The sequence below is a fragment of the Bacillus sp. EAC genome, from assembly GCF_002156875.1.
Taxonomy (GTDB): domain Bacteria; phylum Bacillota; class Bacilli; order Bacillales; family Bacillaceae_G; genus Gottfriedia.
In genome coordinates, this window is sequence record NZ_NCSY01000002.1 from 504,611 (window position 1) to 520,199 (window position 15,589).

Here is a 15,589-nt window from a genome sequence, read left to right on the forward strand (position 1 = left end):
TTAAATCTTTTCGCATAAAAAAAGCTAGTCCAATTGCAAAAATTAAAAAAATAATAATCCAGGGAAAGTATTTAAATTTCTTCTTTTTTGATCTTCGCACAATAATCTTCCTTCTATTAAAATCGTTAGTTATAACATTATACAATGATTTTTGAATAATCAAGTACGAAGAAGACCTCTTCAGCTTTGTAAGAGGTCTCAATAGTTATAAAATAGGCTCCATCGTTTTGCGTAATGTATTAACAGATGCTTTAAATTGTTTTGTTTCTAGCTCATTTAAATCCAATTCTACTATTTCTCTAATACCACCACGGTTAATAACTGCCGGAACGCCAATATAAAGATCATTTTCACCATATTGGCCATCTAGATAAGCCGATACAGTTATGATACTATTTTCATTTTTTAAAATCGCTTTAGTTAATCTAACTAATCCCATGCCAATACCGTAATATGTAGCACCTTTTCGCTTTATTATGTGATATGCTGCATCGCGTGTATTAAAAAAGATTTCGTCCAATTCAGATTGTTTAAATTGCGGATTCTTTTTTATTACTTGAAGAATGGGTTGCGTTCCTACTGTAGTCTGAGACCAGACAGGAAGTTCACTATCACCATGTTCTCCTATTATATAACCGTGTATATTGCGTGAGTCCACATTGAAATAATCTCCAAGTAAATATCGAAATCGAGCTGTGTCTAAGCTTGTACCTGAACCAATTACTCTTTCCTTTGGCAATCCTGAGAATTTCCAAGTTACGTATGTAAGTATATCGACTGGGTTAGTTGCAATTAAAAAGATACCATTAAATCCTGCGCTCATTATCTCGCTAATTATTCCTTTAAAAATCGCTGTATTTTTGGCAACTAAATCCAAACGAGTTTCACCAGGTTTTTGAGCTGCACCAGCTGTAATTACGACTAATGCTGCATCTTTGCAATCACTATAATCTCCTGCCCATATTCTAGTTCTTGAACTCACAAAAGGTAAACAGTGACTCAAGTCCATTGCGTCGCCTTCTGCTTTTTCTTTATTTAAATCAATCATTACTAATTCTTCGGCTAAACCCTTATTTAACATCCCAAACGCGTAACTAGCTCCAACAGCACCTGTACCGATTAGTGCGACACGATTTATCTCTTTTCGTAACATGTTGTTCCACCCTTCAAATCTCGTTAGTAGAGACTGATTTAATTATGTCCATTAGTTAACAACAGAATTGTGAAATAACTCTCAAAATTGTTACAGTTTTTTACTGGCTTCTGAATCAGACTTATTTATTTTCAAGCAAACCGTGTTTTCTTATTCAATTATTATCTGGGCTAGTCTTAATCGTGCTTGTTTCAGTTATGATTATTGGAATCGAACAATCATGTTTTTCTGTTGGGATTGTTTCAATAATTTGAATTTCGTAAGCTAATGAAACTAAATCTCCATTATAATTTTCTAAATATCGATCATAAAAGCCTCCACCATAACCTAAACGATCTCCCTTTATAGTATAAGCAACACCTGGAACAACGATTAAATCAATATTTTCTTTACTTATTTTTTCGCAACTATCCTCAATTGGCTCTTGTATTCCAAAATACCCTACTTGTAAATCAGAAAAACTTTTTATTTTAAAAAACTGCATTTCTCTTGTCTTATGGTTACACTTTGGAACAACGACGGTTTTATTCTGCATCCAGCATGATTGAATCAAGTAATTTGTATTAATTTCATGCTCCATAGGCATTGTAGTCGCAACGATATCTGCATTTTTCCAAACATCTATTTCCATTAATTGATCAATAATTTGTTTGGAACGTTTATCTCGATCTAATTTAGATAGTTCTTTAATATTCTTAATCATTGAAGTTCTAATATGTTTCTTTTCCATAATATCCTCCATTTCTTCGGGAAATGCTCTATAAATACAAAAAAACAGTAGGAAAATTCCTACTGCTTACTTTGTTTCGCGATGAACTGTAACTTTTTTAAGTCTTGGGCAATATTTTTTAAGCTCAAGACGGTCTGGGTTATTACGTTTATTTTTAGTAGTGATATAGTTACGATCTCCGCATTCTGTACATGCTAATGTAATATTTACGCGCATTTTATTTTCCCTCCTGACATAGTGACATAATCAGACTTGTATATAATAACATTCTTTCGGAATAATTTCCATAGTTTTTCTGCATTCAATGCATTTCTTTTGATAATTTTTTTATTGAATTATGTACAAATTTATTTTCATTATTCAGAGTATACTTTTGAAAAATTGCTTGATGATGCAGAACACTTCCTTGATCAATTCTAATATTGGAACTTATTGATACATAAGGTCCAATAACACAGTCCTCCTCTATTGTAACATCATTCCCAATAATGACCGGAGATACAATTTTAACATTATTATTTATTATCACATGTTCGCCTAAAAAAATTCTCGGCAAGATCTGTACTGCAGGAATAGGTAAGTTTAACTTTTCCTCAATCCAATCAAAATTCAGTTTCGCAAAGCGCCTTGGCGTTCCATAGTCAATCCAGTATCCATCCAAGTGAAAAGCATGTAAACGTACTTTTTCAATTAATAATAAAGGAATTAAATCATTACTAATATCAAAATAGCGATTTTCTGGGATATACTTTAATAATTTTGGATCCATAATATAGATACCTGTATTCACTAACTTACTTATTTCTTTTCCACTTATTGGCTTTTCGATAAAATCGATTATTTGTCCATCTTTTACTCTAACATTCCCATATGAAGCGCACTTTTCAACTTGTTTCACAAACATCGAAAACATATTTCCATTAAGTAAATGCTGTGAAATTGCTTCCTTTATATCTCCATCAAATAATATATCTCCATTAATTAATAAAAATGGCTCCGTTAGAGAATGTTTCGAAAGACTTAAGCAACCTGCAGATCCTAAGCTTTTTTCTTCGATAATAAAGTCAACAGCTATATTTTTTAGTTTCATCGCGTTTATCGTTTCAATTATAGCTTGCGACATATAATGAAGTTGAATGATTAAATCAGTAAATCCCATTCTCGTTAAATGTAGTAATAAATGCTCAATAGCTGCTCGATTAGCAATTGGTAAGAGTGGCTTAGGAATATTGTTAGTTATTGGTAAAAGCCTTTGTCCATATCCTCCAGCTAGAATAACAACCTTCATCAGTACCACCCCAAAATTTTATATTCGTTTAACAAGTATGCGAAATATTACATTTTTATGACAAAAGGGTGTTCAAACTATAAGTAGTTTGAACACCCTTTTGATTTATTGATTTAATAAATAATGTTTACCTTTAACTAAATAATAGATATTCTCTGCAATATTTGTCGCGTAATCTGCGATTCTCTCCAAATATCTGCAAATGAACGCCATTTGCATGATATTTGCTACATGTTCAGGAGAATCTGCAATGCTTGACATTAAAGTTTGAACAGTCGTTCCATATAGTTCGTCTACTTTATCATCAATCTCTCCAATTTCTTTAGCTGCTTGTAAATCTTCTGTTCTGTAAGCGCCAGTAGCTTTTGTTAACATTTCAAGTCCAAGTAAATGCATTTTTTCAATATTCTCTAATGGTAAGTTATCTTGACGACCGCGAATACGAATCGTTGACTTTGCTATATTAACTGCATAATCTGCAACGCGTTCTAAATCATGTGCAATTTTGATAGCTGTTAAATTTCTTCTTAAATCAACCGCTACTGGTTGTTGTCTTGTGATAATAACAAGAATTAATTCATTTATTTCTTTTTCAAGCTTATTAATACGATCATCTTCATCGATTACTTCTAAAGCTAACTCTATATTTTCATTACGAAAAGCGTCCATACTCTTAATTACAGCTTTTTTAGTTTTTTCCGCTAACTCGATAATCATTTCTTGTAACGATCTTAAATCTGCTTCAAATTGTTGTCTCATCACTTTTGACCCCTCATCCTTTTATTAACCAAATCGACCAGTTATATAATCTTCAGTACGCTTGTCTTTTGGAGTAGAGAATAGTTTATTTGTATCTGTATATTCAACAACTTCACCACTTAAGAAAAATGCTGTTTTATCAGATACACGTGCAGCTTGTTGCATATTATGAGTAACGATAATAATACTAAATTCCTTTTTTAACTCATGAATCAACTCTTCAACTTTTAAAGTAGAGATTGGGTCTAATGCAGAAGTTGGTTCATCCATTAAAATTACATCTGGTTCAATTGCTAAACAACGAGCGATACATAAACGTTGTTGCTGACCTCCAGATAGTCCATATGCGTTCTCATGTAAACGATCTTTTACTTCATCCCAAATCGCTGCACCTTTTAAACTCTTTTCAACAATTTGATTTAATGTAGCTTTATCTTTAATTCCATGAATTTTAGGTCCGTAAGCAACATTTTCCCAAATAGACTTAGGAAACACGTTTGGTTTTTGGAACACCATTCCAACATGCGTTCTTAATTCTTCTACAGGATAACTCTTATCAAAAATATTTTGTTCACGATAAAGGATCTTACCTTCAGTTCTAACTGTTGGAACTAATTCAACCATTCGATTTAATGTTTTTAAATAAGTTGATTTACCGCATCCACTTGGTCCAATAATCGCAGTTACTTCATTTTCATATATACTTAAATTTATATCTTTTAGCGCTTTATCTTGTCCATACCAAAGATTTAAATTCTGTGTATCATAAACAATTGACTTGTTCATCTTCACAGACTCCTCTTCCTTTATTTCACTCTTCACATGTGTCTCTCTAACTAAAGTTGTTGTCATCTCTTTTTATCCCCTCTCATCCTAAAGGTCTTTCTACTAATCAAAACAAAATTTTAATATACATAACAATAACTTCTTTTATTGATAATTTATAATCTTAAATGCTACATCACTAATCATAAATCCAAACTATTAAAACCGTTTTAACCAAATGTAAATTTTGTGTAAATTAGAAAGAAAGAAGCACCTAACTCAGTCCTGACTACTGTTTAGAAAAATAGCAAGTAAGATTGTTTTTTTAATTTACAAGACATTGTCTTTTGATCTAGAGGCTATGGGCTAGCACTCCGAATTGTCTCAATAAGAAAGTTCCTTGTTCAAAAAACACTTGAGGCAAATTGGATACAAAAAAGAGAAGGGTTTTCCCCTTCTCCTTTTAGCTTTTCTTATTTTGAGTATCTTGCGTTTCTCCAGAAGATTTTCCTTCTTTTTTCATTTTAAAGTATTCATCCATAATACCACGGCCAATGTATTTGTTAACAGGAGCTTGGTCACTTTGCATCCAAGGTACGACAACTGAAAAGGCAATTTCAGGATTGTCATATGGTGCATATCCAATCAGTGTTAAATTATAAGTTTTTTGTGGTCCATTATATTTTTTTCGGTCTGGTCCATCATAAACTGATTGTGCTGTACCTGTTTTACCAGCTATTTTATAGTCCACCCCTAAGAAATACGGACGAGCAGTACCACCTAGTTCATTATAAACTTTATAAAAACCTTCTTTTACTCGATTAACATAAGAATCCTTCATATCAATTCGATTTAAGATTTTTGGTTGAATTTCTTGTCTTACAACACCTTGATCATCGCCAATTGAAGGTTGCCTTAATTCTTTTGCAACATGCGGTTTAATTCTGTAGCCTCCGTTTGCAATTGTAGATACATATTGTGCTAATTGAAGTGGTGTGTAAGTATCGTACTGTCCAATCGCCATATCAAGTAGGAAACCTGGACTTCGATCTACGCCTTTGAATCCAATTGCTTCATTCGGTAAATCAACTCCGGTTTTAACTCCAAGCCCAAATTGACTAAAGCTGTTACGGAATACTTCGAACGCATTAGTGTCTATATCTAAAGGCTGATTCTCAACATAATGAGCTTTACCAATCGCCATTGCTGTTCGGAACATGTATACGTTTGAAGATCTTTTTAATGCTTCTAAATCTGTTACCCAACCCATGTTTTTATAGGATGCTTTCGCTGGTGTACCTGCAATTTTAATTGGTGTATCAAATTGTTTCTGTCCAGGATAAATTGCTTTTGTTTGATAACCAGTTAAAACTGTCGCACCTTTTACAGTTGAACCCATTTCATATGATGTAGTCAGATTTCCTGTTGCAAAATCTTGGACTTCGTTTTTACCAGTTTTTTTATTTCTAACAATCTGTTTACCTGACATCGCTAAAATTTCACCTGTTTTAGGGTTCATCATTGTAACGAATGCTCGGTCCATATATTTACCATTTGAAGTTGCTTTTGCTTTTAAAAGTTCTCTCGTTACAATTTCATCAACTTTACGTTGAAGGTCAATATCAAGTGAAAGTACTAAGTCACTACCTGGTTCACCTTCAGTAATTACTTTTGTATCGATAACATTACCTTGTGAATCAACTACATTTTGAGCCTTACCTTTTGTACCACGAAGGACATCTTCATATTGTTGTTCAATATAACTTTTACCTACTCTATCGTTACGATCATATCCACGTGCTAAATAATAATCTACATTTTCTGCTGGTAATCCTTCTTTTTCAGAAGTAATATTTCCAAGGATTGTTCTAAATGTATCCTTAAAAACATAATCCCTTTTCCAATCAGTCGTAATATCGACACCTGGAAGATCTTCTAAATGTTCACTTACTTGCGCATATTCCTTTTCAGTTACTCCTACACTTTTAATAGTTTGAGGAGTTAGAGCATAACCAACACTCATTTGCTTATAAATCGCAAGTATTTGCAAGTCATCTTTACTTAGTGAATTAATTTCTTTTTCTGTAATCGCTTCTAATTGGAGTGCGTAATATTCTTTATTATACGTTGCATCATCGTCTTTATATTTAGCTTTTAGCTTTTTGTCTTCCTTTTTTGGAACTAGTAGTTTTGCTTCTTCTGGATGTGTAAGTAACCAGTAATCTTTTCGATCTCGTTCCATTATTTTATCAACCGGCATTTTTATATACTGAGTTAATTTTGTGGCCATATTCAATAACTCACCTGTTGACGTACCCTTTTTTCTCGTATACGTAATCGTTCGTAACGGGGTATTATCTACAACAACTTTCCCGTTTCTATCTAAGATTTTCCCCCTTGGGACTGACTGATCGACTGTCATATTCTCTGTTCGCTCTAATTCTAATTTATAGTCTTCACCCTTAACGATCTGTACAACACCTAATCTTAGAATTAAAAAAGAAAATAGTACAAACACAAGAAAAAATAGTGTATTCAGCCTTGTAGGTAATGCAATTTTATTTTTCTTTGGTTTATTCATCTCTTCTCCTCATTTACTACTTCTACTTATTTAATATTTTAATTTTAAGGGAATGGTCTTTCTGCAAAACAAATACAAAATATTGTAACAGATCGAACATCATTATGTATGCTCTAGCTTTAATTTTCTCATAACAAAATAGACCAAAAAATGTCCCATACCAAAGATACACATTAACAGTGGTATAACTTGTTTTGGCGAAAAAAAAGCAGTACACACAATAAAAGTTGCAATAGAAAACATTCTACCGCCATTTAAATACACTTCTCTAATAACGATATACTCAACTCTGTATTCCCTAGCCTTATAAGATTTTCCTATTATATCATAAGTTAATGATAAATAAGGTACTAAAATGATTGGATAAGCCAAAGAAATAATTACCCCATAAACAATAAGTAATGTAAAAGATACTTTAAAAACAATAACAAAAACTGCCGCAAATAACATAAAACCACCTAGGAATATCGCTTTTAAATTAAAACTTGGTTTTATGGTACGAGTAACAATATAATATGTAATAAAACTGATTAACGAAGTAATTAATCCATATTTACCTAAGGCAAATTCACTGCCAGTTGATAGAAAAATATAAATAGATATAACAAATAGGAAGATTCCTTCCCGTAGCCCTTGAAAAAAATTAGCATATGTAACTTTTCTCCAATTACCATTTAATGTTCTTTCCAATATGACTCTTTTAATGTTAAATTCGCTATCAAGCTCTCTTCTAACTAAGAAACAACTTATAATCACAGCAAATACAAATAATATGACTGCGGCAATAAATACAAAATTATAACCTTTGTCTCCCACCATCGAAGAAATGATTGCTCCCGCAATAAAGGGTCCAAGCATACCAGAAAACGAACTCAGCAGACCTAAAAATCCATTGAAAAATTGCCTAGTTTCAGGTTCTGTTACTTCAAATGTAAGTAAATTAAATGAAAGATAATAACAGCCATTTCCTATTCCTAAAATCGCTCCAATTAGAATTGTTGAAAGTAATGTTTTCGTTTCGAATAATAAGACTACAATGTAGAAAATTGCTAAAAACGAAATACCGATCCTCAATATAACAACTCGATCGATATTTTTTGCCAATCTACCTGCGATAATAAATGTAAGTGCTTGAAAAAAGGCAATTGAAAATTGGTATGAAGCGATTGGTAAATAGTCGTTTGATTGCTTCCATAAATATACATTCACAAAAGTGTTAGATAATGCTGTAGCTAATGAAAATAAACCACCTACAGTTAATAATAAAACCAGGTCTCTATTAACAACAACATCACCTATTAAAAATTTCCACCTACTCATATATACTCTCCTTTGTCCTATGTACTAGTCTTCCGAGTAAATGAAAAATTATCCTTAAAATAGACAATAAAAAAACACTACTAAGGATTTCTTAGTAGTGTTTGATTTTATAAATTATTTTGCAGCTTGGTATAACTCTTCTACTTTTTCCCAGTTTACTACGTTCCAGAAAGCACCTACATAATCAGGACGTTTGTTTTGGAAGTTTAAGTAGTATGCATGCTCCCATACATCTAAACCTAAGATTGGAGTTTTACCTTCCATTAATGGAGAATCTTGATTTGGTGTGCTTGTAACTTCTAACTGACCATTATTTACTACTAACCAAGCCCAACCTGAACCGAATCGAGTTAATGCAGCTTGAGTGAAAGCAGCTTTTAACTCATCTAAGCTACCAAATTTAGCATTGATTGCCTCAGCAACTTCACCAACTGGAGTACCAGTACCTTCTGGAGTTAATAAAGTCCAGAATAAGCTATGGTTAGCATGGCCACCACCGTTATTACGTACAGCTGTACGAATAGCTTCAGGAAGTGCATCTAAGTTAGAGATTAATTCTTCAATTGTTGTTGCTGCTACTTCTTTACCTTCTAAAGCAGCATTTAAGTTTGTAATGTATGTATTGTGATGACGAGTATGGTGAATATTCATCGTTTCTTTATCAAAGTGTGGTTCTAAAGCATCGTAAGCATATGGTAATTGCGGTAATTCAAATTTAGACATTTTTAATTCCTCCCAAGAATATTGTGAATTTCAATTTAAAGTTATCAAATTAACAGAAAGATTTCAATAGAAATGCTCATTATTGAAAAAGATTATTATTATTTGACTAAATTAACTAAGTATTATCTGTCTATTTTAGTCTACTTGGTTGCTTTTCAAGCAGGAGATTACTACATCTACTTATAGCTCTAGAAACAACAAAAATCCCCAACGAAATTTAATCCGTTGGGGACTTTTGCAATTTAAGTAAGGAGTAAGAGGGATTCGAACCCCCGCGGGCTGTTACACCCCTGTCGGTTTTCAAGACCGATCCCTTCAGCCGGACTTGGGTATTACTCCATAATAAAATATTGGTAGCGGCGGAGGGAGTCGAACCCACGACCTCACGGGTATGAACCGTACGCTCTAGCCAGCTGAGCTACACCGCCAAACTAATTATAAAAATGGCTCCGCAGGTAGGATTCGAACCTACGACCACTCGGTTAACAGCCGAGTGCTCTACCACTGAGCTACTGCGGAAAAATTTCAACGTCCTTAAGACAATATTTAATTTATCACGTTTTAAAAAGCACGTCAATGCTTTTCCAAAAGTTTTTTTACTTTTTCAAAAAAAGTCTGCAAACTCTAAATTCCCCAGTGATTTCGCTAATTATTTATTGTAGTTCATATCCGATCTAGTAAGCTCGCTTTCAAAGGTACTGGCGAAGGGGTCTCACATGTCCATTTCTCGTGGCATATCCCCCTCGCCTATTCACTTCTTTTACGAAAATTTGCTATTTCAATACTTTTTTAACTCAGCATTCTTTTACGATCTAAAATTAGAAATCATTTATAATATACAAAATAACCAAAAAGATACATAATAATGAAATAAAAAGAAATAACATTATATAAGGAAGGATGAGTTTATGAATCTACTCAAACAATTTTGGTTTAGTCTATACTCCCCAAAAACAATTTCGAGATTTAGGCTCCAAAAAATCGGAAAAACAATCTTCTTTTTATTCCTTTTAGCAATTTTATATACTCTTCCAGGTTTTTTTTCGTTTGAAAAAGAAGTAAAGCTTCAAGTGAATAACGCCTCAGATTTGTTAAAAGAAAACATTCAAACAATCTCATTAAACAAAGGAAACTTAACAATAAATGATAATACGCCTTTTGAGCGTAAAATTGGACATTATAAATATGCGCTTTATCCGAATAGTACTGTTGTACCTTCCTCAGTCAATAAAGAACAGTTTGCGATTATTGCATTAAAAAATAGAATTATTATTAAAACAGATAAAGGCGAACAAGATTATCCTTACCCATCATTAAAAAAAGAAATTAATAAAACTAGTGTCTCAAAATTTATTAGCAATATCGAAAATGCATTACCATTCTTGTTAGTTGCATTGTTTTTCCTATTTTATTTAGGGTCTTGTTTTTTCATTTTCATATTAGCGACAATCATAGCTTTTATTACTGGACTGTTTAAAACCGGAAAGAAACTTTCTTTTAAACAACGCTTTGCAATGGTTTCTTATAGCTTGACTTTACCGACTGTACTTTACTTTGTACTTGGTATATTTCAAATTGAGCTTCCATACCAAACATTCTTTTTTATTCTAATAACATCATTAATGTATACTTTAACGATTAGACAATTACCCGTAAAAAAATAATTTTGAAGGAAGTGTTCTCAAAAAACACTTCTTTTTTATGACTTCTAATATTATTTCTAAATTAATAAATGGTTTTTGTATTAATAGAAGGAATAATTAAAGTGGACAAGCATATAGTCTACAAAAGGAGTGATACCATTGAAAAAAGTAGCCTTCATTTTCGGAAGTTTATTACTTATTTACATTATATTTTTTGATATTAAAGTAGGTACAATACCTACTAAACATATAGCCTCAGTAGCTTCTGTTTCGAAATCTGATAAAGCATCAAAAAACTCTCTTCCAAACTTTGAAGAAATTCAAGTGAAAGCTGGTGATACAGTTTTAGGTATTATTGAAGAACTTAATCCTGACTATAATCAACCAATCAGCCAAATTACGAAAGATTTCAGTAAATTAAATAATGGTCTTTCAGCAACGAAAATTCAAAGTGGAAAATCATATAAATTTCCAATTTACTCTTCACAAAAATAAAAATTGTGATATATTTCTTTAGAACCAGTTGTTAAAATGAGTAATCATGAAGAAAATATGATAATGTAGAGATACAATTAAAATGAAATTAGTTATTTTGAAGGAGCGAGTTACTCGTGAGCGAAATTACACATAGAAGTAAAACACGTGCAGTGAAAGTAGGAAATGTAGTTGTCGGTGGTGCGAATGAAATTTCAATTCAAAGTATGACAACAACTAAAACACATGATGTTGAAGCAACGGTTGCTGAAATTAAGCGATTAGAAGAAGCAGGTTGTCAAATTGTCCGTGTTGCTGTACCTGATGAAAGAGCTGCAAATGCAATTGCTGACATTAAAAAACAAATAAATATACCACTAGTTGCTGATATCCACTTTGATTATAAATTGGCTTTAAAAGCAATCGAAGGTGGAGTAGATAAAATAAGAATTAATCCAGGTAATATAGGTCGTAAAGAAAAAGTTGAGGCAGTAGTAAACGCTGCTAAAGCAAAAGGTATTCCAATTCGTATCGGTGTTAATGCTGGTTCATTAGAAAAACGTATTTTAGAAAAATACGGCTACCCTACTGCTGATGGTATGGTTGAAAGTGCGTTGCATCATATTAAAATTCTTGAAGACTTAGATTTCCATGATATTATCGTTTCAATGAAAGCTTCAGATGTAAACTTAGCAATTGAAGCTTACGAAAAAGCTTCCAAAGCATTTAATTACCCACTACATTTAGGGATCACTGAGTCTGGTACATTATTTGCTGGTACAGTTAAAAGCGCCGCTGGTTTAGGAGCAATCATTAGTAAAGGCATTGGTAACACAATGCGTATTTCATTAAGTGCAGACCCTGTTGAAGAAATAAAAGTTGCTCGAGAATTATTAAAATCATTTGGATTATCTTCAAATGCCGCAACATTAATTTCTTGCCCAACATGTGGACGAATTGAAATTGACTTAATCAGTATCGCAAACGATATTGAAGAGTATATTTCAACTTTAAAAGTACCAATTAAAGTTGCTGTTCTTGGATGTGCAGTTAACGGTCCTGGTGAAGCTCGTGAAGCGGATATCGGTATCGCAGGTGCTCGTGGTGAGGGGTTACTTTTCCGTCATGGAGAAATCGTTCGTAAAGTACCTGAGGAAACAATGGTTGAAGAATTAAAACGTGAAATTGACATTATTGCAAAAGAAAAACTTGCTGAGTTAGAAGCAGCTAAATAAAATCTAAGAATAAAAAACATACAAAACTTTTAATTGTTTTGTATGTTTTTTTATTTTTATAACTATTATTTCATATTAAATTGAAAAATCCTGAGGAATAAATACTTTCAACTCATTAGGGCGAACAAATACTCTTTCACCTAATTGAATCTTCAACTCTAAAAACAATTCATTCATTAATTCAACTTCAACATATTCATTCGTATCTTCTCTTAATGCTTCGACATAAACAATTGGACCTACAGCATGAATATGAGTAACAAGTGCGCTTATTGATGTTTGTTTCGACTCAAATTTTTCAATTGTCATTTGATGAGGACGAACATATCCTGTTACTTCTTGATGATCCCCTTCCTCTATTTCAGGTAATGGAATTTCTAACCCACCGCTAATTAAGCTTCCTTTATTTATGCGACCATGAAAGAGATTTACTTTCCCTAAGAAATCATAAACAAATGGACTTGCTGGTGAATGGTACACCTCTTCTGGTGTTCCAATCTGTTCTATCTTCCCATTGTTCATAATTACAACACGATCTGCTACTTCTAGCGCTTCTTCTTGGTCATGTGTCACAAATATACTTGTTATTTGAATTTCATCATGAAGCTTTCTTAACCATCTTCTTAAATCTTTTCGAACTTTAGCGTCCAGAGCTCCGAATGGCTCATCCAACAGTAATACACTAGGCTCAACAGCAAGTGCTCTCGCTAATGCAACCCGCTGTCTTTGTCCACCTGATAATTGTGAAGGATATCGATTAGCAAAATTCTCAAGTTTCACTAATTCTAATAGTTCTAATACCTTCTCTTTTATTTTACTTTTAATCGGACGTGTTGATCTTGGTCTTACTCTCAAACCGAATGCGATATTTTCAAAAACGGTCATGTGTTGAAAAAGTGCATAATGTTGGAATACAAAACCTACATTTCTTTCCTTTACTTCCAAACGGCCAACATCTTGATTTTCAAACAATATATTTCCTTCATCAGGAATCTCTAGCCCTGCAATAATTCGAAGTAAAGTTGTTTTTCCAGATCCTGAAGGTCCTAGTAATGCAACTAACTCCCCTTTTTTAACTTCTAAATCTATTTTTTGGAGTGCAATTTCTGATTGATAACTCTTAATCACGTTTGAAACTTTAATCGACATAAGACCCTCTCCTACTATTTAGCTTCCTTTTGTGTTTTCCATTCAATAATATTTTTTATTAGCAAAGTTAAAATAGCAAAAATAGACATTAAAGATGCTACTGTATACGCTTCTGGAAAATGGTACTCATTATATAAATTTTCAATATGAAGGGGCAGAGTAATCGTTTCACCACGAATATGTCCAGAAACGACAGATACTGCACCAAACTCACCTACTGCCCTTGCATTACAAAGGATAACTCCGTACAATAGACCCCATTTGATTTTTGGGAGAGTCACTTTCCAAAAAATTTGCCAACCATTTGCTCCTAACGTTAAAGCAGCTTCTTCTTCTGAGCTTCCTGTTGCTTGCATGATCGCGATTAGTTCTTTTGCGACGAACGGTAAAGTAACAAAGATGGTTGCTAATACAATCCCTGGTGTAGAAAAAATAATTTTTAAATTGTGCTCTTTTAACCACTCCCCAAAAACACCATGGTTTGGGCTAAAAAGCAAAACGAATAATAAACCTGCAACGACAGGCGATACGGCAAAAGGTAACTCGATTAAAGTTAGTAGTATATTTTTCCCTCTAAAATGGAATTTGGTAGTGGCCCAAGCGATTGAAATACCAAATAGAGCATTTAAAGGTACAGAAATAATTGCAACAATAAATGTTAATTTTATGGCCGCAATTGTCTCCTCGTTCACAATCGCATCCTTATAAACTCCGAATCCATCTTGTAATGCTTTAATAAAAATAGAAATTAATGGTAGAAATAAAAATAATAATAAAAATAATATAACAATAGTTATTAACACGATTTGCAATAAATTCGTTCTCGCAGGAGGCTTTTTCTCTTTTTTCACTCCAGTGTTTTTGTCAATTTCCAAATTACTTTCCACCTTAATTCTTACCTCCTTCTAAATCAAATGCTCGATTAGCATATCGTTGAAATACACTAATGATTAACAATAGAAGGAATGAAATTATTAACAACACTACTGCCAAAGCGGTAGCGCCTGCATAATCATATTGTTCTAATTTTGTCATGATTAACAATGGAGTAATCTCTGTCTTCATCGGCATATTTCCAGAAATGAATACGACCGATCCATATTCACCTAATGATCTAGCAAATGCTAATGAAAAACCGGTTAATAAAGCTGGAAGTATACCTGGGAAAATGACTTTCCAAAAAATTTGAAACCGATTTGCTCCTAAACTCGCCGCTGCTTCTTCTACTTCTGTTTGAAAATTTTCTAATACTGGCTGAACCATTCGAACAACAAATGGTAGTCCGATAAAAGTTAGGGCAATAATAATTCCTAGTGGAGTATAAGCAATTTTAAATGTAAAAAACTTTCCAACCCAACCTTCTTGTGAATACAAAGTTGTTAGAGTAATTCCTGCAACTGCTGTAGGTAATGCAAAGGGCAAATCAATAAATGCGTCTACAATTCGCTTTCCTGGGAATTTATAACGGACAAGTACCCATGCAATCAATAAACCGAAAACAGCATTAATGATTGCAGCCATAAATGCAGTACCAAAACTTATTTTGTAAGACATCATGACACGCGGATCAGTCACGATTTTAAAAAACTTCGTCCATCCAATATCAAATGTATTTAAAAATAACATTGAGATTGGTAGAAAGATAAAAAAGCTTATATAAAGAATAGAAAATCCAAAGGTTAAACCGAAACCTGGAAGAACTCTTCTTTTTTTATTAATTTTTTTCAATTGAAGTCGTGCCTCCTTAAATGAAAATGAAATAAAGAAGA

15 protein-coding genes and 3 tRNA genes are annotated in these 15,589 nt (G+C 32.9%); 3 read left to right on the forward strand and 15 right to left on the reverse strand.

The annotated features are described in order from the left end of the window. Positions 1 to 205: 205 nt before the first annotated feature. From B7R65_RS05515 to B7R65_RS05570, 12 genes are all read right to left on the reverse strand, one after another. Positions 206 to 1,153, reverse strand: a complete 948-nt coding sequence (locus B7R65_RS05515) for an L-lactate dehydrogenase (protein WP_088041735.1) — start codon at positions 1,151 to 1,153, stop codon at positions 206 to 208. Between the two features lie 154 nt (positions 1,154 to 1,307). After that, on the reverse strand, positions 1,308 to 1,883 hold the full coding sequence (locus B7R65_RS05520) for a 5-formyltetrahydrofolate cyclo-ligase (RefSeq protein ID WP_179194782.1): 576 nt from the start codon (positions 1,881 to 1,883) through the stop codon (positions 1,308 to 1,310). A gap of 66 nt (positions 1,884 to 1,949) precedes the next feature. Further along, positions 1,950 to 2,099, reverse strand: a complete 150-nt coding sequence (gene rpmG / locus B7R65_RS05525; protein WP_056475024.1) for a 50S ribosomal protein L33 — start codon at positions 2,097 to 2,099, stop codon at positions 1,950 to 1,952. Between the two features lie 85 nt (positions 2,100 to 2,184). Further along, positions 2,185 to 3,171 (reverse strand): nucleotidyltransferase family protein, encoded by a 987-nt coding sequence (locus B7R65_RS05530; RefSeq protein WP_088041737.1) that lies wholly within the window; start codon positions 3,169 to 3,171, stop codon positions 2,185 to 2,187. Between the two features lie 105 nt (positions 3,172 to 3,276). Then, entirely contained in the window at positions 3,277 to 3,933 is a 657-nt protein-coding gene (gene phoU / locus B7R65_RS05535; protein ID WP_142288204.1) for a phosphate signaling complex protein PhoU, read from the reverse strand. A 21-nt stretch (positions 3,934 to 3,954) separates the two neighbouring features. Then, on the reverse strand, positions 3,955 to 4,716 hold the full coding sequence (gene pstB / locus B7R65_RS05540; RefSeq protein WP_218780400.1) for a phosphate ABC transporter ATP-binding protein PstB: 762 nt from the start codon (positions 4,714 to 4,716) through the stop codon (positions 3,955 to 3,957). Positions 4,717 to 5,158: 442 nt separating this feature from the next. Next, positions 5,159 to 7,276, reverse strand: coding sequence for a peptidoglycan D,D-transpeptidase FtsI family protein (locus B7R65_RS05545; protein ID WP_088041740.1), 2,118 nt, complete (start codon positions 7,274 to 7,276; stop codon positions 5,159 to 5,161). Positions 7,277 to 7,378: 102 nt separating this feature from the next. Continuing rightward, entirely contained in the window at positions 7,379 to 8,596 is a 1,218-nt protein-coding gene (locus tag B7R65_RS05550; RefSeq protein WP_088041741.1) for an MFS transporter, read from the reverse strand. Between the two features lie 114 nt (positions 8,597 to 8,710). After that, positions 8,711 to 9,319: a superoxide dismutase gene (locus B7R65_RS05555; protein WP_088041742.1), complete on the reverse strand. Its 609-nt coding sequence runs from the start codon at positions 9,317 to 9,319 to the stop codon at positions 8,711 to 8,713. 249 nt (positions 9,320 to 9,568) lie between these two features. Then, a tRNA-Ser gene (locus tag B7R65_RS05560) sits at positions 9,569 to 9,658 on the reverse strand. A gap of 12 nt (positions 9,659 to 9,670) precedes the next feature. Then, positions 9,671 to 9,747, reverse strand: a tRNA-Met gene (locus B7R65_RS05565). Between the two features lie 16 nt (positions 9,748 to 9,763). Then, positions 9,764 to 9,838, reverse strand: a tRNA-Asn gene (locus B7R65_RS05570). 389 nt (positions 9,839 to 10,227) lie between these two features. Between B7R65_RS05570 and B7R65_RS05575 the strand changes: the two genes are divergently transcribed. The 3 genes from B7R65_RS05575 to ispG all read left to right on the forward strand — a co-directional run bounded on the left by B7R65_RS05575 (position 10,228) and on the right by ispG (position 12,671). Next, positions 10,228 to 10,983: a DUF1189 domain-containing protein gene (locus B7R65_RS05575; RefSeq protein WP_088041743.1), complete on the forward strand. Its 756-nt coding sequence runs from the start codon at positions 10,228 to 10,230 to the stop codon at positions 10,981 to 10,983. Positions 10,984 to 11,121: 138 nt separating this feature from the next. Next, positions 11,122 to 11,457, forward strand: coding sequence for a hypothetical protein (locus B7R65_RS05580; protein ID WP_088041744.1), 336 nt, complete (start codon positions 11,122 to 11,124; stop codon positions 11,455 to 11,457). A gap of 116 nt (positions 11,458 to 11,573) precedes the next feature. Next, positions 11,574 to 12,671, forward strand: a complete 1,098-nt coding sequence (gene ispG, locus B7R65_RS05585; protein ID WP_088041745.1) for a flavodoxin-dependent (E)-4-hydroxy-3-methylbut-2-enyl-diphosphate synthase — start codon at positions 11,574 to 11,576, stop codon at positions 12,669 to 12,671. Positions 12,672 to 12,746: 75 nt separating this feature from the next. Here the strand turns inward: ispG and B7R65_RS05590 are convergent, their stop codons facing one another. From B7R65_RS05590 to cysT, 3 genes are read right to left on the reverse strand one after another with little or no spacing between them, the layout of a single operon-like run. Further along, a complete protein-coding gene (locus B7R65_RS05590) occupies positions 12,747 to 13,820 on the reverse strand; it encodes a sulfate/molybdate ABC transporter ATP-binding protein (protein ID WP_088041746.1) in 1,074 nt (357 codons plus the stop codon). Positions 13,821 to 13,834: 14 nt separating this feature from the next. After that, the gene (cysW, locus tag B7R65_RS05595) at positions 13,835 to 14,695 is read right to left on the reverse strand and encodes a sulfate ABC transporter permease subunit CysW (RefSeq protein ID WP_142288205.1); all 861 of its coding nucleotides are present in this window, start codon (positions 14,693 to 14,695) and stop codon (positions 13,835 to 13,837) included. Between the two features lie 13 nt (positions 14,696 to 14,708). After that, positions 14,709 to 15,548 (reverse strand): sulfate ABC transporter permease subunit CysT, encoded by an 840-nt coding sequence (gene cysT / locus B7R65_RS05600; RefSeq protein WP_256941171.1) that lies wholly within the window; start codon positions 15,546 to 15,548, stop codon positions 14,709 to 14,711. Positions 15,549 to 15,589 lie beyond the last annotated feature (41 nt).

Excerpts from the sequence above, each read along its gene's own strand:
- B7R65_RS05515 (WP_088041735.1), bottom strand. The coding sequence starts at position 1,153 with ATGTTACGAAAAGAGATAAATCGTGTCGCACTAATCGGTACAGGTGCT.
- B7R65_RS05520 (WP_179194782.1), bottom strand. The coding sequence starts at position 1,883 with ATGGAAAAGAAACATATTAGAACTTCAATGATTAAGAATATTAAAGAA.
- rpmG (WP_056475024.1), bottom strand. The coding sequence starts at position 2,099 with ATGCGCGTAAATATTACATTAGCATGTACAGAATGCGGAGATCGTAAC.
- B7R65_RS05530 (WP_088041737.1), bottom strand. The coding sequence starts at position 3,171 with ATGAAGGTTGTTATTCTAGCTGGAGGATATGGACAAAGGCTTTTACCA.
- pstB (WP_218780400.1), bottom strand. The coding sequence starts at position 4,716 with ATGAACAAGTCAATTGTTTATGATACACAGAATTTAAATCTTTGGTAT.
- B7R65_RS05545 (WP_088041740.1), bottom strand. The coding sequence starts at position 7,276 with ATGAATAAACCAAAGAAAAATAAAATTGCATTACCTACAAGGCTGAAT.
- B7R65_RS05550 (WP_088041741.1), bottom strand. The coding sequence starts at position 8,596 with ATGAGTAGGTGGAAATTTTTAATAGGTGATGTTGTTGTTAATAGAGAC.
- B7R65_RS05555 (WP_088041742.1), bottom strand. The coding sequence starts at position 9,319 with ATGTCTAAATTTGAATTACCGCAATTACCATATGCTTACGATGCTTTA.
- B7R65_RS05575 (WP_088041743.1), top strand. The coding sequence starts at position 10,228 with ATGAATCTACTCAAACAATTTTGGTTTAGTCTATACTCCCCAAAAACA.
- B7R65_RS05590 (WP_088041746.1), bottom strand. The coding sequence starts at position 13,820 with ATGTCGATTAAAGTTTCAAACGTGATTAAGAGTTATCAATCAGAAATT.